This is a genomic window from Cellulosimicrobium sp. 22598 (genome assembly GCF_052044445.1).
GTDB classification, from domain to species: Bacteria; Actinomycetota; Actinomycetes; order Actinomycetales; family Cellulomonadaceae; genus Cellulosimicrobium; species Cellulosimicrobium cellulans_G.
Genome location: NZ_JBQEMZ010000026.1, coordinates 1 through 13,257, shown reverse-complemented (window position 1 = coordinate 13,257; position 13,257 = coordinate 1). Strand labels below are relative to the sequence as shown.

Annotated in this window: 14 protein-coding genes; 8 read left to right on the top strand and 6 right to left on the bottom strand. The window is 73.5% G+C overall.

The genetic code is table 11. From position 1 onward, the window contains the following. The first annotated feature begins 144 nt into the window (after positions 1-144). A complete protein-coding gene (locus ACTJIY_RS19475; RefSeq protein ID WP_440675199.1) occupies positions 145-1,278 on the top strand; it encodes an N-acetyltransferase family protein in 1,134 nt (377 codons plus the stop codon). Between the two features lie 88 nt (positions 1,279-1,366). Here ACTJIY_RS19475 and ypfJ read toward each other — a convergent pair whose 3' ends face one another. Further along, positions 1,367-2,269: a KPN_02809 family neutral zinc metallopeptidase gene (gene ypfJ, locus ACTJIY_RS19470; RefSeq protein WP_440675198.1), complete on the bottom strand. Its 903-nt coding sequence runs from the start codon at positions 2,267-2,269 to the stop codon at positions 1,367-1,369. A 290-nt stretch (positions 2,270-2,559) separates the two neighbouring features. Between ypfJ and ACTJIY_RS19465 the strand changes: the two genes are divergently transcribed. Then, entirely contained in the window at positions 2,560-4,158 is a 1,599-nt protein-coding gene (locus tag ACTJIY_RS19465; protein ID WP_253049972.1) for an ABC-F family ATP-binding cassette domain-containing protein, read from the top strand. On the opposite strand, the gene ACTJIY_RS19460 is transcribed toward ACTJIY_RS19465, so the two are convergent. Genes ACTJIY_RS19460 through ACTJIY_RS19450 form a run of 3 tightly spaced genes read right to left on the bottom strand, consistent with a single transcriptional unit; the run spans position 4,131 to position 5,778 of the window. Next, a complete protein-coding gene (locus tag ACTJIY_RS19460) occupies positions 4,131-5,168 on the bottom strand; it encodes an SURF1 family cytochrome oxidase biogenesis protein (protein ID WP_440675197.1) in 1,038 nt (345 codons plus the stop codon). The genes ACTJIY_RS19465 and ACTJIY_RS19460 overlap by 28 nt on opposite strands. Continuing rightward, on the bottom strand, positions 5,165-5,413 hold the full coding sequence (locus ACTJIY_RS19455) for a hypothetical protein (protein ID WP_253049968.1): 249 nt from the start codon (positions 5,411-5,413) through the stop codon (positions 5,165-5,167). The genes ACTJIY_RS19460 and ACTJIY_RS19455 overlap by 4 nt, the downstream gene beginning before the upstream one ends. Beyond that, positions 5,410-5,778 carry a DUF3099 domain-containing protein gene (locus tag ACTJIY_RS19450; RefSeq protein ID WP_253049966.1) on the bottom strand — a complete coding sequence of 123 codons (369 nt, stop codon included), beginning with the start codon at positions 5,776-5,778 and terminating at the stop codon, positions 5,410-5,412. Before ACTJIY_RS19450 ends, ACTJIY_RS19455 begins: the two co-directional genes overlap by 4 nt. Before the next feature lie 208 nt (positions 5,779-5,986). On the opposite strand from ACTJIY_RS19450, the gene fabG reads away from it, so the two are divergent. The 3 genes from fabG to ACTJIY_RS19435 all read left to right on the top strand — a co-directional run bounded on the left by fabG (position 5,987) and on the right by ACTJIY_RS19435 (position 8,161). After that, the gene (gene fabG, locus ACTJIY_RS19445; RefSeq protein ID WP_353709099.1) at positions 5,987-6,712 is read left to right on the top strand and encodes a 3-oxoacyl-ACP reductase FabG; all 726 of its coding nucleotides are present in this window, start codon (positions 5,987-5,989) and stop codon (positions 6,710-6,712) included. 130 nt (positions 6,713-6,842) lie between these two features. Beyond that, a complete protein-coding gene (gene fabI / locus ACTJIY_RS19440; RefSeq protein WP_440675196.1) occupies positions 6,843-7,610 on the top strand; it encodes an enoyl-ACP reductase FabI in 768 nt (255 codons plus the stop codon). 14 nt (positions 7,611-7,624) lie between these two features. Further along, positions 7,625-8,161, top strand: a complete 537-nt coding sequence (locus ACTJIY_RS19435) for a SixA phosphatase family protein (RefSeq protein WP_353709100.1) — start codon at positions 7,625-7,627, stop codon at positions 8,159-8,161. A 40-nt stretch (positions 8,162-8,201) separates the two neighbouring features. Here the strand turns inward: ACTJIY_RS19435 and serB are convergent, their stop codons facing one another. Together serB and glgC are read right to left on the bottom strand one after the other, a co-directional pair. After that, positions 8,202-8,870 carry a phosphoserine phosphatase SerB gene (serB, locus tag ACTJIY_RS19430; protein WP_308202265.1) on the bottom strand — a complete coding sequence of 223 codons (669 nt, stop codon included), beginning with the start codon at positions 8,868-8,870 and terminating at the stop codon, positions 8,202-8,204. A 116-nt stretch (positions 8,871-8,986) separates the two neighbouring features. Further along, on the bottom strand, positions 8,987-10,228 hold the full coding sequence (gene glgC, locus ACTJIY_RS19425; protein WP_253049960.1) for a glucose-1-phosphate adenylyltransferase: 1,242 nt from the start codon (positions 10,226-10,228) through the stop codon (positions 8,987-8,989). A gap of 129 nt (positions 10,229-10,357) precedes the next feature. On the opposite strand from glgC, the gene glgA reads away from it, so the two are divergent. From glgA to ACTJIY_RS19410, 3 genes are all read left to right on the top strand, one after another. Continuing rightward, on the top strand, positions 10,358-11,569 hold the full coding sequence (gene glgA, locus ACTJIY_RS19420) for a glycogen synthase (protein WP_253049958.1): 1,212 nt from the start codon (positions 10,358-10,360) through the stop codon (positions 11,567-11,569). Beyond that, entirely contained in the window at positions 11,566-12,048 is a 483-nt protein-coding gene (locus tag ACTJIY_RS19415; protein WP_440675195.1) for an SRPBCC domain-containing protein, read from the top strand. The genes glgA and ACTJIY_RS19415 overlap by 4 nt, the downstream gene beginning before the upstream one ends. Before the next feature lie 356 nt (positions 12,049-12,404). Next, a complete protein-coding gene (locus ACTJIY_RS19410; protein WP_440675194.1) occupies positions 12,405-12,974 on the top strand; it encodes a DUF6318 family protein in 570 nt (189 codons plus the stop codon). The last annotated feature ends 283 nt before the right edge of the window (positions 12,975-13,257 follow it).

The window sequence follows — 13,257 nt, the reverse complement described above, 5'->3', positions numbered from 1 at the left end:
GCCGTGCTCGGCGAGGGACGCCACCCCGACCGAGAGACGCACCTCGTCGTGCATCCCTCGCGCCGCGGCGCGTCACTGGCGGGGTGACCGGGGACCGGAGAAAAGCGCGTGCCCGACGGCGCGGGCGCACCTACCGTGGTCGGCATGTCCTCTCCCGCGACCGACCAGGTCGAGAACCCGGCCCCCGCGACGCTCGCCCCGATCGTCGAGCGCGCCGCCGCGCCGTCGACCCTCCCGGCCGTGACCGCCGGCGACCTGACCTGGCGCCCCGCCGTGCCGGCCGACGCGCCCGCGCTGCTGGCCCTGCGCAACGGCATCGCCGAGGCGGACCAGGAGCCGTACCGCGAGACGATCGGCGAGGTCGAGGAGCTGTTCACCGCGCCGTGGCGCGACCTCGCGGCCGACTCGCTCGTCGGCGTCGACACCGACGGGACGCTGCGCGCGTACGCGCTGGTCGACACCAACCCGGGCGACGCGAACACCGTGCGCGCGTTCCTCTGGGGCGGCGTCCACCCCACCCACCGCGGGCGCGGCGTCGGGCGCGAGCTGTTCGCCTGGGAGATCGCGCGCGGACGCCAGCTCCTCGCGGCGAGCGGCAAGGAGCTGCCCGCGCGCCTGCTCACCTACGGCGAGGACACCGACCCACCCGAGAAGGCGCGGCTCTACGCGCGCTTCGGGCTCGAGACCCGCCGCTTCTACTCCGACCTGCGTCGTGACCTCTCCACGCCCATCCCCGAGGTGCCGCTCGACGGGTCGCTGCGACTCGTCCCGTGGTCGACGGAGCTCGACGAGGCGACCCGCCTCGCGCACAACGACGCGTTCCGCGACCACTGGGGGAGCGAGCCCCGCACCGCTGAGGCGTGGACGCACGGGCGCAGCGAGTTCGCGCCCCAGTGGTCCTTCCTCGTGGTCGACGACGCGCCCGACGTCGACGCGCTCCTCGCCGACCCGACGACGGACGCCGAGACCGCCGCGGCCCTGCGCGCCGGCCAGCCGCTCGTCGTCGGCTACGAGATGGCCGGCCGCTACGACGAGGACTTCCCCGTGCGCGGCTACACGTTCGGCTACACCGAGATCCTCGGCGTGCGCAGCGCGTACCGGGGGCGTCGCGTCGCCGTCGCGGCGCTCGCGGCCGGGATGCGCGCCTTCGCCGCGGACGGCATGCAGTACGCCGCGCTCGACGTCGACACCGAGAACCCGTCCGGCGCGCACGGCCTCTACGCGAGCCTGGGCTACGAGAAGGTGACAGGCTCGCGCATGTACTCGATCGAGCTGTGACGACGGCCTGCGAGGTCGACCTGCCCGTCCGAGATCGACCCCGTGAGGGCCGATCTCGGGGCGGCCGGGTCGATCTCGGCTGGAGCGGTCAGAGGGTCGACGCGGAGAGGGCGTTGCAGTCCTGGAGGGTGCCACCGTTGTAGCCGATGGTGAACCAGCGCTGGCGCTGCTCGCTCGACCCGTGGGTCCAGCCCTCGGGGTTCACCTGGCCGGTCGCAGCCTCCTGGATGCGGTCGTCGCCGACGGCGGACGCGGCGGACAGCGCGTCGTTCAGCTCGTGGTCGGTGATCGGCGCGAGGAACGTCACGCCGGTGTCCGGGTCGACAGTGCTCGCGGCGTGGCCCGCCCACATGCCGGCGAGGCAGTCGGCCATGAGCTCGATGCGCACGGAGTCGGACTCGGGACCGGTGCCCTGCCGGTTCGCCGCGTCCATCGCGCCGACGAGCTGCTCGATGTGGTGGCCGAACTCGTGCGCGACGACGTACATCTCCGCGAGGCCGCCGTCGTTGGCGCCGAACCGGCTCGTGAGGTCGTCGTAGAAGCCGAGGTCGATGTAGACGGTCTGGTCGGGCGGGCAGTAGAACGGCCCGACGGCGCTCGTCGCCGCGCCGCAGCCCGTCGAGACCTGTCCGGTGAAGCTCACGACCTGGGGCAGGTCGTACGTGACGCCTGCCTGCTCGGGGAGCGCGTCGGTCCAGTACGCGTCGAGCGACTGCACGGTGCCGTTGAGGCGGCACTCGCGCGTCGTGTTCGCCTCCTCGGCCGTGCACGCGTCGATGTACTCCTGCTGGCCCTCGCCGTACGCGCCCGAGTCGGACCCGTCGCCGCCCGTGAGCGCGCTGAGGTCGACGCCGGTCTGGTTGCCGACGAACGCGATGAGCAGCGCGACGAGCACCGCCCCGATCCCGCCGCCCGCGATCATCGTGCCGCGCCGACCGCCGCCCTTGCGGACCCGCCCGCCCTCGAACGAGCCACCCTCCTGGAAAGTCACAGGTCAACGCTACCGCCGGGTCGTGCGCCAGGCGTCCTGGTGCGGGTGCCCGGACGGCGCGAGCACGATCTCGGCGCCGAGCAGCGCCGTCGCACGGGCCCCCGGCGGAATGGGGTGGGACGCGACGCCGGGCCCCCGTAGAATCGACGAGGCCCGGACGCCGGGCCCCCGTAGAATCGACGAGGCCCGGACGCCGGGGCGCACGCGCCCCGGCCCCACGACGAGCCGCCGGCCGACCGGCCGGGAGAGGGCCGTCGTCGGGCACCCGCACCACCCGAGAGGACCCTCCCGTGATCACCGCTCACGGCGTCGAGCTGCGCGTCGGCGCCCGCGTCCTGCTGCACGAGGCGACCTTCCAGATCGCCTCGGGCGACCGGATCGGACTCGTCGGGCGCAACGGCGCCGGCAAGACGACCCTGACCAAGACGCTCGCGGGGGAGACCCAGCCGACGGCGGGGAGGATCACGCGCGGCAACGACATCGGCTACCTGCCGCAGGACCCGCGCACGGGCGACCTCGACGTCATCGCGATGGACCGGGTGCTCTCGGCCCGCAGCCTCGACAAGATCGTGCGCCAGATGCGCGAGACCGAGGGTGCGATGGCGAGCGCCGACGTCGAGACGCACGAGGCCGCCATGGAGCGCTACCCGAAGCTCGAGGCGCGCTTCCTCGCCGCGGGCGGCTACGCGGCCGAGAGCGAGGCGCACCGCATCACGAGCAACCTCGGCCTCGACGACCGGGTGCTCGGGCAGCCGCTGAGCACGCTGTCCGGCGGTCAGCGCCGCCGCATCGAGCTCGCGCGCATCCTGTTCTCCGGGGTCGAGACGCTGCTCCTCGACGAGCCGACGAACCACCTCGACGCGGACTCGATCATCTGGCTGCGCGACTACCTCAAGTCGTACGGCGGCGGGTTCGTCGTGATCTCCCACGACGTCGAGCTGCTGCGCGCCACCGTGAACAAGGTGTTCCACCTCGACGCGAACCGTGGTGAGCTCGACCAGTACAACCTCGGGTGGGACGCGTACCTCGCGCAGCGCGAGTCCGACGAGCGCCGCCGTCGGCGCGAGCGGCAGAACGCCGAGAAGAAGGCGGGCGCGCTGCTCGCCCAGGGCGAGAAGATGCGCGCCAAGGCCACCAAGGCCGTCGCCGCGCAGCAGATGATGCGCCGCGCGGAGAAGATGCTCGCGGGCATCGAGGGCGAGCGGCAGACCGACAAGGTCGCCAAGCTGCGGTTCCCCAAGCCGGCGCCGTGCGGCCGCACGCCGCTCACCGCGAGCGGGCTGTCCAAGGCGTACGGGTCGCAGGAGGTCTTCGCGGGCGTCGACCTCGCGATCGACCGCGGCAGCCGCGTCGTCGTGCTCGGCCTCAACGGCGCCGGCAAGACGACGCTCCTGCGCATCCTCGGCGGCGTCGAGCAGCCGGACACGGGCGAGGTGCACCCGGGCCACGGCCTGAAGATCGGCTACTACGCCCAGGAGCACGACACGCTCGACATGGACGCGACCGTCGTCGAGAACCTGCGCCACGCCGCGCCCGACCTCACCGACACGCAGGTGCGGTCCGTGCTCGGGTCGTTCCTGTTCTCCGGCGACGACGCGGACAAGCCGACCAAGGTGCTGTCCGGCGGGGAGAAGACGCGCCTCGCGCTCGCGACGCTCGTCGTCTCGGCCGCGAACGTGCTGCTCCTCGACGAGCCGACGAACAACCTCGACCCGGCGTCGCGCGCCGAGATCCTCGGGGCGCTCAAGACCTATGAGGGCGCGGTCGTCATGGTCACGCACGACGACGGCGCGGTCGAGGCGCTCGAGCCCGAGCGCGTCCTGCTGCTGCCGGACGGCGACGAGGACCTGTGGAGCGACGACTACGCGGAGCTCGTCTCGCTCGCCTGAGCGGGCCGTCGGTCCGGCGCGGCCTCACGGCCTGCGCCGAGCTGGGCGTCGACGAGGGCGTCCTCCTCGTCCTCGGCGCTCGGCCGGCGGCTGCGCGGCTCACGCCGTGCGCGCGTGCCGGCGGGATCCCGGGCGGCGAGCAGGTCGCCCGCGGTGAGCGTCGTCTCCTCGCCGCGCGCGTCCCGACGGTCGCGGCGGACCAGGAGCCAGAAGCCGGCGACCGCGCCGATCGCGAACACGCCCCACTGGAACGCGTACGACAGGTGCGACCCCGGGTCGGTGTCGGGCTTGGGCAGCGCCTCCAGCGTCTCGGCCGCGGGCGGCACCTCCGTGCGGAGCTGGCCGTACGCGCCGACGGTCCGGCCCTCGGCCCACGCGGCGCCGTCGGGCCCGGCGGCGAGCACCTGGTCGGTGGCGACCGCCTGGACCTGCCCGTCGGGAGCGTCCCGGCCCGACGGCGGCTCGTCGCCGCGCAGCGTCACGGTCGCCTCGACCTCGCCCTCCGGGGGCACGGGGACGTCGCCCGGCGTGACGGCGTCGCTGCCGAGCGGCACGAACCCGCGGTCGACGACCACGACGAGCCCGTCGGGCGCGGACGGCGTGGGGTTCGTCACGAACGGGACGAGCACGTGGAAACCGGGGCTGCCGCCGACGGGGCGGTTGCGCAGGAGGACGGTCGCGTCGGTCTCGTAGCGGCCCACGAGCGTCACGGGACGCCAGAGGTCGGCCTCGTCGAGCGTGGCGCCCGGACCGTCGAGGACCTCGTCGACCGGGACGGGCTCGGACGTGTAGTTCGTCTCGATGCGCTCGATCTCCGCCTCGCGCGAGACGTACCGGTTCCACTGCCAGCGCCCCGCCACGAGGCACAGGGCGACCAGGACGACCACCCCGACCGCGAGGGTCACCCACTGGCGCGGCGTGCGCGGCTGGTGGGCCTCCGCGGTGGCGCGCTCCGGCGTCGGGCCTGCCGGGGCGCCCGACGCCGGGCCCGACGGTGCAGCCTGCGTCACGGGGCCGCCCGGCGCTCGAGCTCGTCGACCGGCACGGTCGTGCGCCAGAACGAGCGGGCGCCGAGGAACGTCTCCAGGTGCTCGCGGTGCGCGTCGCACGCGAGCCAGACCTTGCGCCGCTCGGGCGTGTGGATCTTGGGGTTGTTCCACAGCAGCCCCCACGCGGCCGACTCACGGCAGCCCTTGGCGCTGCACACCAGGTCCTCCTCGCCGACGGGGTCGGCGAGGCCCAGCACATCGGTCACCGGTCGTCCTCCTCGTGGTCCTGCGGATCGCGCGGTCCTGCGCCGGCGATCCCGTGGGATCCCGGCACCCCGGCCGCGGGCAGCGCGCGGTGCTCCATCGGCGAGGTGTCGTACTGGGCCTGGTCGCGCCCGGCGTTGGCGATGAGCACCGCGCTGTACGGCAGGACGATCGCCGCGGCGGCGAACACCCAGGTCAGCCAGCTCGGCGCGACGAGGATCGCGGCCACGAAGCACACGATGCGGATACCCATCTGGATGAGGTACTTGCGCTCGCGGCGCGACTGGTCGGCGGCCAGGGGCTCCGGGGCTGACGTGATGCTCGGGACCGCCTCGGCCGACCTCCGGGCCGTGCGTCGTGTGCTCACCCGTCCAGTCTACGTTTGTCGGGACCCCACAAAGTGTGGGGGAGCGGTGTGACCTCGCCGTACCGCGCACGGCGGGGCCTGCGCACGGTACGGTCGGTGCGGCGCGTTCGCGCGGCTCCGTCACGAGCCCGCGCGGGCCCCCTGGCACCGGCCGTGCGGGACCCGTCCCCGGCCGCCGTCCCACCCGACCGTCCCGAGGAGCCGCACCGTGTCCGAAGCCACCGCACCCGCCCCGCGCACCGTCGTCGTCACCGGCGCCAACCGGGGGATCGGCCGCGCCATCGCCGAGCGGTTCGTGGCGAACGGCGACCGCGTCGCGACCGTCTACCGCGGCGGCGACCTGCCCGAGGGCGTGCTCGGTGCCGTGGCGGACATCACTGACACCGCCGCCGTCGACGCCGCGTTCACCGAGATCGAGAAGGAGCTCGGGCCGGTCGAGGTGCTCGTCGCGAACGCGGGCGTGACGCACGACCAGCTCCTGCTGCGCATGACCGACGAGGACTTCGAGTCCGTGATCGACGTCAACCTCACCGGCACGTTCCGCTGCGTGCGCCGCGTGAGCAAGGGCATGATCCGGCTGCGGCGCGGACGCATCGTGCTCGTGTCGTCGGTGATCGGTCTGTACGGCGGCGCCGGGCAGGTCAACTACGCGTCCTCCAAGGCGGCGCTCGTCGGCATGGCGCGCTCGATCACGCGCGAGCTCGGGTCGCGCAACATCACGGCGAACGTCGTGGCGCCCGGGTTCATCGACACCGCGATGACCGCCGAGCTCCCCGAGGAGCGCCAGGCCGCGTACAAGGCCGCGATCCCCGCCGGGCGCTTCGCGCAGGCCGACGAGGTCGCCGGGGTCGTGCAGTTCCTCGCGTCCGACGACGCCGCGTACGTCTCCGGGGCCGTCATCCCCGTCGACGGCGGTCTCGGCATGGGTCACTGAGCCGACCTGCGACACGGCCCGCACGTGGGCCTCGTCACGGGCACGGTCACCGGCGCGCCCGCGCCCCCTCTCTTTCAGTACGCTCAGCCTCAGCGCGCCCGCACGGCGGGTGCACGACGGAAGGAAACCGATGGGTCTGCTCGACGGCAAGAAGCTCCTGATCACCGGAGTGCTCACCGACTCCTCGATCGCGTTCCACGCGGCGCGTCTCGCGCAGGAGGAGGGGGCCGAGGTCGTGCTCTCCTCGTTCGGCCGCCAGATGAAGCTCACACAGGCCTTCGCCAGGCGCCTGCCCGTCGAGGCGCCCGTCGTGCAGCTCGACGTGACGAACGACGACGACCTCGCCGGCCTGGCCGACGCCCTCCGCGAGCACACCGACCGCCTCGACGGCGTCGTGCACTCGATCGGCTTCGCCCCGCAGAGCGTCATGGGCGGCAACTTCCTCTCGGGCACCTGGGAGGACGTCGCCACCGCACTCCAGGTCTCGACGTTCTCCTACAAGTCGCTCGCGGTCGCCGCGAAGCCGCTCATGACCGACGGCGGGGCCGTCGTGGGTCTCACCTTCGACGCGCAGTTCGCGTGGCCGGTCTACGACTGGATGGGCGTGGCGAAGGCCGGCCTCGAGTCCGCGAACCGCTACCTCGCGCGCGACCTCGGCCCCGACGGCATCCGGGCCAACCTCGTCTCGGCGGGCCCGATCCGCACGACGGCCGCCAAGTCCATCCCCGGCTTCGAGCAGATGGAGGACGGCTGGCCCAAGCGCGCGCCCCTCGGCTGGGACCAGACGACGGCGGAGCCCGCCGCGCGCGCGGTCGTCGCGCTCCTGTCCGACTGGTTCCCGGCGACGACCGGTGAGATCGTGCACGTCGACGGCGGCGTGCACGCCATGGGGCAGTGACTCAGGAGGAGAGCATGGGCGCGGAGACCATCGACGGCGGCGTGCGCCGCCTCGTCCTCCTGCGCCACGCCAAGGCGGAGCCCGGCGGCGGGAGCGTCGACGATGTGCTGCGCCCCCTCGCGCTCAACGGGCGGCGCCAGGCGGGCCGGGTCGGCGGCGCGCTGCGCGAGACGGGGCTCGTCCCCGAGCGCGTGCTGTGCTCGTCGGCGCTGCGCACGCGCCAGACCTGGGAGCTGCTCGCTGCCCACCTGGGCGACGTGGACCCGGAGGTCGTGGTGAGCGACGGCCTCTACGCGGCGGACGTGACCGACGTGCTGGACCTCGTGCGCACGACGGACTCGCGCGTGCGCACGCTGCTCGTCGTCGGGCACGAGCCCACGATGGCGGCGACGGCGTCGCACCTCGCAGACCCGGCGTCCGACGGTGGGGCGCTCGCCCAGGTGCGCGTCGGCGTGCCGACGGCGACCTACTCCGTCCTGGAGTCCGCGACAGCCTGGGACGCCTGGGCGCCCCGCAGCGCGCTGCTCACCTACGTGGGTCGCCCGTCCTGACGGTCGCGCCTGCTCGTGACGCTCGCGTGGCCGTCGCGGCTCAGCGGGTGGCGTCCACCCGGTCGACGACGTCGAGGACGGCGTCGATGCGCGGCCCGTCGACGCCGTAGGGGGCCTGCGCGCGCACGACCGGCTTCGCGGCGAACGCGACCCCGATGCCCGCGGCGCCGATCATGTCGAGGTCGTTCGCACCGTCGCCCACGGCGATCGTCGCGCTCATCGGCAGGCCGAGCTCGGCCGCGAACTCGCGCAGCGCGACCTCCTTCGCGGCGCGGTCCACGACCGGGCCGGTCGTGCGACCGGTGAGCCGACCGTCGGCGACCTCGAGCCGGTTCGCGCGGAAGCGCGTGATCCCCAGCTCCGCCGCGAGGTCGGCGACGATCTCCTCGAAACCGCCCGACACGAGCCCGACCTCCCAGCCGCGACGGCGCGCCTCGGCGACGAGCTCGCGCACGCCCGGCGTGAACGTCGCACGGGCGCGGACGTCGGCGAAGGCCTCGACGGGGACCCCGGCGAGGGTCGCGACGCGCTCGCGCAGCGACGCCCCGAAGTCGATCTCGCCGCGCATCGCGCGCTCGGTCACCTCGGTGACCTCGGCGCGTGTGCCCGCGTGGTCGGCGAGCAGCTCGATGACCTCCTGCTCGATGAGCGTCGAGTCCACGTCCATGACGAGGAGCCGGACGGGGCCGCTCGTGGGGTCGGGGGTCACGCGGGGGCTCCTCGCGGTGTCGGTCTCGTCGACGCCCGGGCCGGGCGCCTCGGCGGGCGCGTCGTCGGGCAGCGCGGCGCGGACGGCGTCGGGCACGACGCCGAGGGAGGACGGTGTCACTCGACGACCGTCCCCTTGGGGACGACGGTGATACCGGACTCGGTGACCGTGAACCCGCGGGCGCGGTCCTGCTCCGGGTCGAGCCCGATGCGCGCCTGCTCGCCCACGACGACGTTCTTGTCGATGATCGCGCGGTGGACCTGCGCGTGCCGGTGCACCTGGACGCCGTCCATGAGCACGGAGTCCGAGACGGACGACCACGAGTGCAGGTAGGTGCCGGGAGAGAGGACCGAGCCGACCGCCGTCGCGCCCGAGATGATCACGCCGGGGGAGACGATCGAGTCCGCGGCGTGCCCGAGGCGCCCGCGGCCCGCGTGCACGAACTTCGCGGGCGGCAGGCCCGTGTAGCCCGTGTGCAGCGGCCACTCCTCGTTGTAGAGGTTGAAGACCGGCGTGACGGCGATGAGGTCCTTGTTCGCGTCGTAGTACGAGTCGATCGTCCCCACGTCGCGCCAGTAGTCGCGGTCGCGGTCCGTCGAGCCGGGGACGTCGTTGCGGATGAAGTCGTAGACCGCCGCCGTGCCCTTCTCGACGAACGCGGGCACGATGTCGCCGCCCATGTCGTGGCGCGAGTCCGCGTTCGCGGCGTCCGACGTCACGGCCTCGACGAGCGCGTCGGTGTCGATGACGTAGTTGCCCATCGACGCGAGCACCTCGTCGGGCGAGTCCGCGAGGCCGACCGGGTCCTTGGGCTTCTCGCGGAACGCCGCGATCTTCGTCGGGTCCTTCGGGTCGGTCTCGATGACGCCGAACTGGTCCGCCATGGAGATCGGCTGCCGGATGCCCGCGACGGTGAGCTGCGCGCCCGACTCGACGTGCGCGTCGACCATCTGGGAGAAGTCCATGCGGTACACGTGGTCCGCGCCGACGACGACGACGATGTCCGGCCGCTCGTCGTCGATGATGTTGAGGCACTGGTAGATCGCGTCCGCGCTGCCGAGGTACCAGTGCTTGCCGACGCGCTGCTGCGCGGGCACCGGCGCCACGTAGTTGCCCAGGAGCGACGACATGCGCCACGTCTTGGTGATGTGCCGGTCCAGGCTGTGGGACTTGTACTGCGTGAGCACGATGATGTGCAGGTAGTGCGAGTTCACCAGGTTGGACAGCGCGAAGTCCACGAGGCGGTAGATGCCCCCGAACGGCACCGCGGGCTTGGCCCGGGACGCGGTGAGCGGCATGAGGCGCTTGCCCTCGCCCCCGGCGAGGACGATGGCGAGGACTCGTGGTGCGGCGGCCATGCCCAGACGGTAGCCCCTCGGGGCGGCACCACGCAGCAGGGACCCGCATCGTGGGCGCGGCGCGTCCGCGCCGTCCGCACCGGCGGTCATCGCGGGACCGTGGCGGGCGACTCGGCTACGGTGTGGCGCGTGAGAGTGGACCTGCTGACCCGTGAGTACCCGCCGCACGTCTACGGCGGCGCCGGCGTGCACGTCGCCGAGCTGTCCGCGGTCCTGCGCCGCCACGTCGACGTGCGCGTGCGCTGCTTCGACGGCCCGCGCGCCGAGGACGACGTGACCGGCTACTCGGTCCCGGGCGTCCTGTCCGGTGCGAACGCCGCGCTCGGGACGTTCGGCGTCGACCTCCAGATGGCCGACGACGTGGCGGGCGCCGACCTCGTGCACTCCCACACCTGGTACGCGAACCTCGGCGGCCACCTCGCGGGCCTCCTGCACGGCGTCCCGCACGTGCTCTCCGCGCACTCGCTCGAGCCGCTGCGCCCGTGGAAGGCCGAGCAGCTCGGCGGCGGGTACGCGCTGTCGTCCTGGGCCGAGCGCACCGCGTACGAGGGTGCGGCGGGGATCATCGCCGTGTCCGGTGGCATGCGCGACGACATCCTGCGGGTCTACCCGCAGGTCGACCCCGCGAAGGTCCACGTGGTGCACAACGGCATCGACCTCGACGGCTGGCGGCGTCCGGAGTCGGAGACGCAGCGCGGCGGCGCGGACGGGGTCGTGCGCGCCCTCGGGATCGACCCCGACCGTCCCGCCGTCGTGTTCGTCGGCCGGATCACGCGCCAGAAGGGCCTGCCGTACCTGCTGCGCGCCGCACGCTCGCTGCCCGACGACGTCCAGCTCGTCCTGTGCGCCGGAGCCCCCGACACCCCGGAGATCGCCGCCGAGGTGAGCGGCGCCGTCGCCGAGCTGCAGAAGGAGCGCAGCGGCGTCGTCTGGATCGAGCAGATGCTCCCGCGAGCCGAGCTCGTCGCCGTGCTCGCCGCGTCCACCGTGTTCGTCTGCCCGTCCGTGTACGAGCCGCTCGGCATCGTCAACCTCGAGGCCATGGCGGTCGGCCTGCCGGTCGTCGGGACCGCCACGGGCGGCATCCCCGAGGTCGTGGACGACGGCGTCACGGGCCTCCTCGTGCCCATCGACCAGGCGGACGACGGCACGGGCACCCCGCTGGACCCCGACCGGTTCGTCGCGGACCTCGCGGCCGCGCTGACCCAGGTCGTGAGCGACCCCGAGCGCGCCGCCGAGATGGGCCGTGCCGCGCGGCAGCGCGTCGAGGACCACTTCGCGTGGGACGCGATCGGCGAGCGCACGCTCGACGTCTACCGGACGGTGCTGGAGCGGTCGTGACCACCGCGGGAGCCGGCCGGGTCGACGAGGCGTCGCGCCTCGTCGCCGCCGCGCCCCGCGACGTCTACCGGGCCCTCGTCGACCGGGACGCGCTCGCCGCGTGGCTCCCGCCCGACGGCATGTCGGGCCATTTCGAGCGCTTCGACCTGCGCCCCGGCGGCGGCTACCGCATGGTCCTCGCCTACGACGACCCGCAGGCCGACCCCGGCAAGACCGGCGAGGGGACCGACGTCGTCGACGTCGCGATCGTCGACCTCGTCCCCGGCCGGAGGGTCGTGCAGCAGGTCGACTTCGCGTCCGACGACCCGGCGTTCGCCGGGACCATGACGATGACCTGGACCGTCGAGCCCGCAGACGACGGCGCCCGTGTCACCGTGCGGGCGACGGGCGTGCCGTCGGGCATCTCCCCGGAGGACCACGCCACCGGGATGGCGTCCTCCCTCGCGCACCTCGACGCGCACGTGACGTCGCGCTCCTGACGGCGGGGTCGCGCGGGGCGTCGGGGAGCCGAGCAGTCGGCGAGTGTGAGAAGTGGCCCTCCGGGTCGCCCTACGAGGGGCCACGTCTCGCTTCTCGCCCCGCGCCACCGGGCGACGTCGATCGTGACCCGCCGGTCCGTGCGTCCGGCTGACCGAATCGCCGGGGGAGCGGGACGGCGAACCTCCGTTGTCCACAGGGCGGGACGCGCGGTTCCGTCGGCGGTGCGGTTTCGCTAGGTTGCTGGGCAGTCCGCGCGCCCCGTCGGTGTGGCGTGCGGGGTGGTTCGCATCGATCTGCAGGGGGTCTCGTGCGTCGTTCTCGTGTGCTGTCCCGTGCCCGACGGCGGTCGCTCGTCGTGGGTGTCGTCGTCGCGGTGGGGTGCGTGGTCGCCGGGTGCACCGGTGGTGGCGGCCCTGGTCCGTCACCGTCGGTCGACGAGCCGGTCGTGCCGTCGGAGTCGGAGTCGCCGGAGCCGTCGCCAACCGAGACCGGGCCGCTGAAGCCGGAGCGTCCCGCGGCGATGGACCGCGACGATGCGGAGGGAGCCGCCGCGGCGGCGGAGTACTTCCTGTCGCTGTACGCGTACGTCCTCGCGACGGGCGACACCGCCGAGTGGGACGCGATGACGTGGGCCGAGACGTGCACGTTCTGCACCAGCGTTCGCGACCGGGCGAGCGACGTGCGTGCAAACGACGACTCGTTCACGGGAGCCGGAATCGAAGTGACTAACCCAGACGTGGGTGCATACGACGACTTCGTTGGTGGGTTTCCAGTCTTGTTCGACTTCGTGCAGTCGCCTCACAAGCGTGTCGCAGTGGACGGCTCGATTGTCTCGGCGGATCAAGGGGCAAGCGGAAGGCTGCAGATCGACATGAAGCACTTGGCCGATGGCTGGCTCGTTCTCGCTGTGACGAGTGCCGAATGACCGCGCGACTACTTGCACTTGCTGGCCTCGTTGGTGCGATCGTCGCGAACGTTGCAGCACCTCCAGACGGAACACGGGACGCAGAGATCTGGGGTGAACTGGGCGGCAGCAAGGCGATAGTCCACGGCACGGCGGCGCCGGATGGTGGGGCGGAGTACGTGCCCGCGGCGGCAGACGGTGGTCCGGCGTCGGAGGCGTACCGGCGGGGGCCGGCGTATCGGTGCTACGACGGTGACCATGCCACGACGCTGCCCGGGCTGGTGCCGGTGTGCCCGGACGGGCA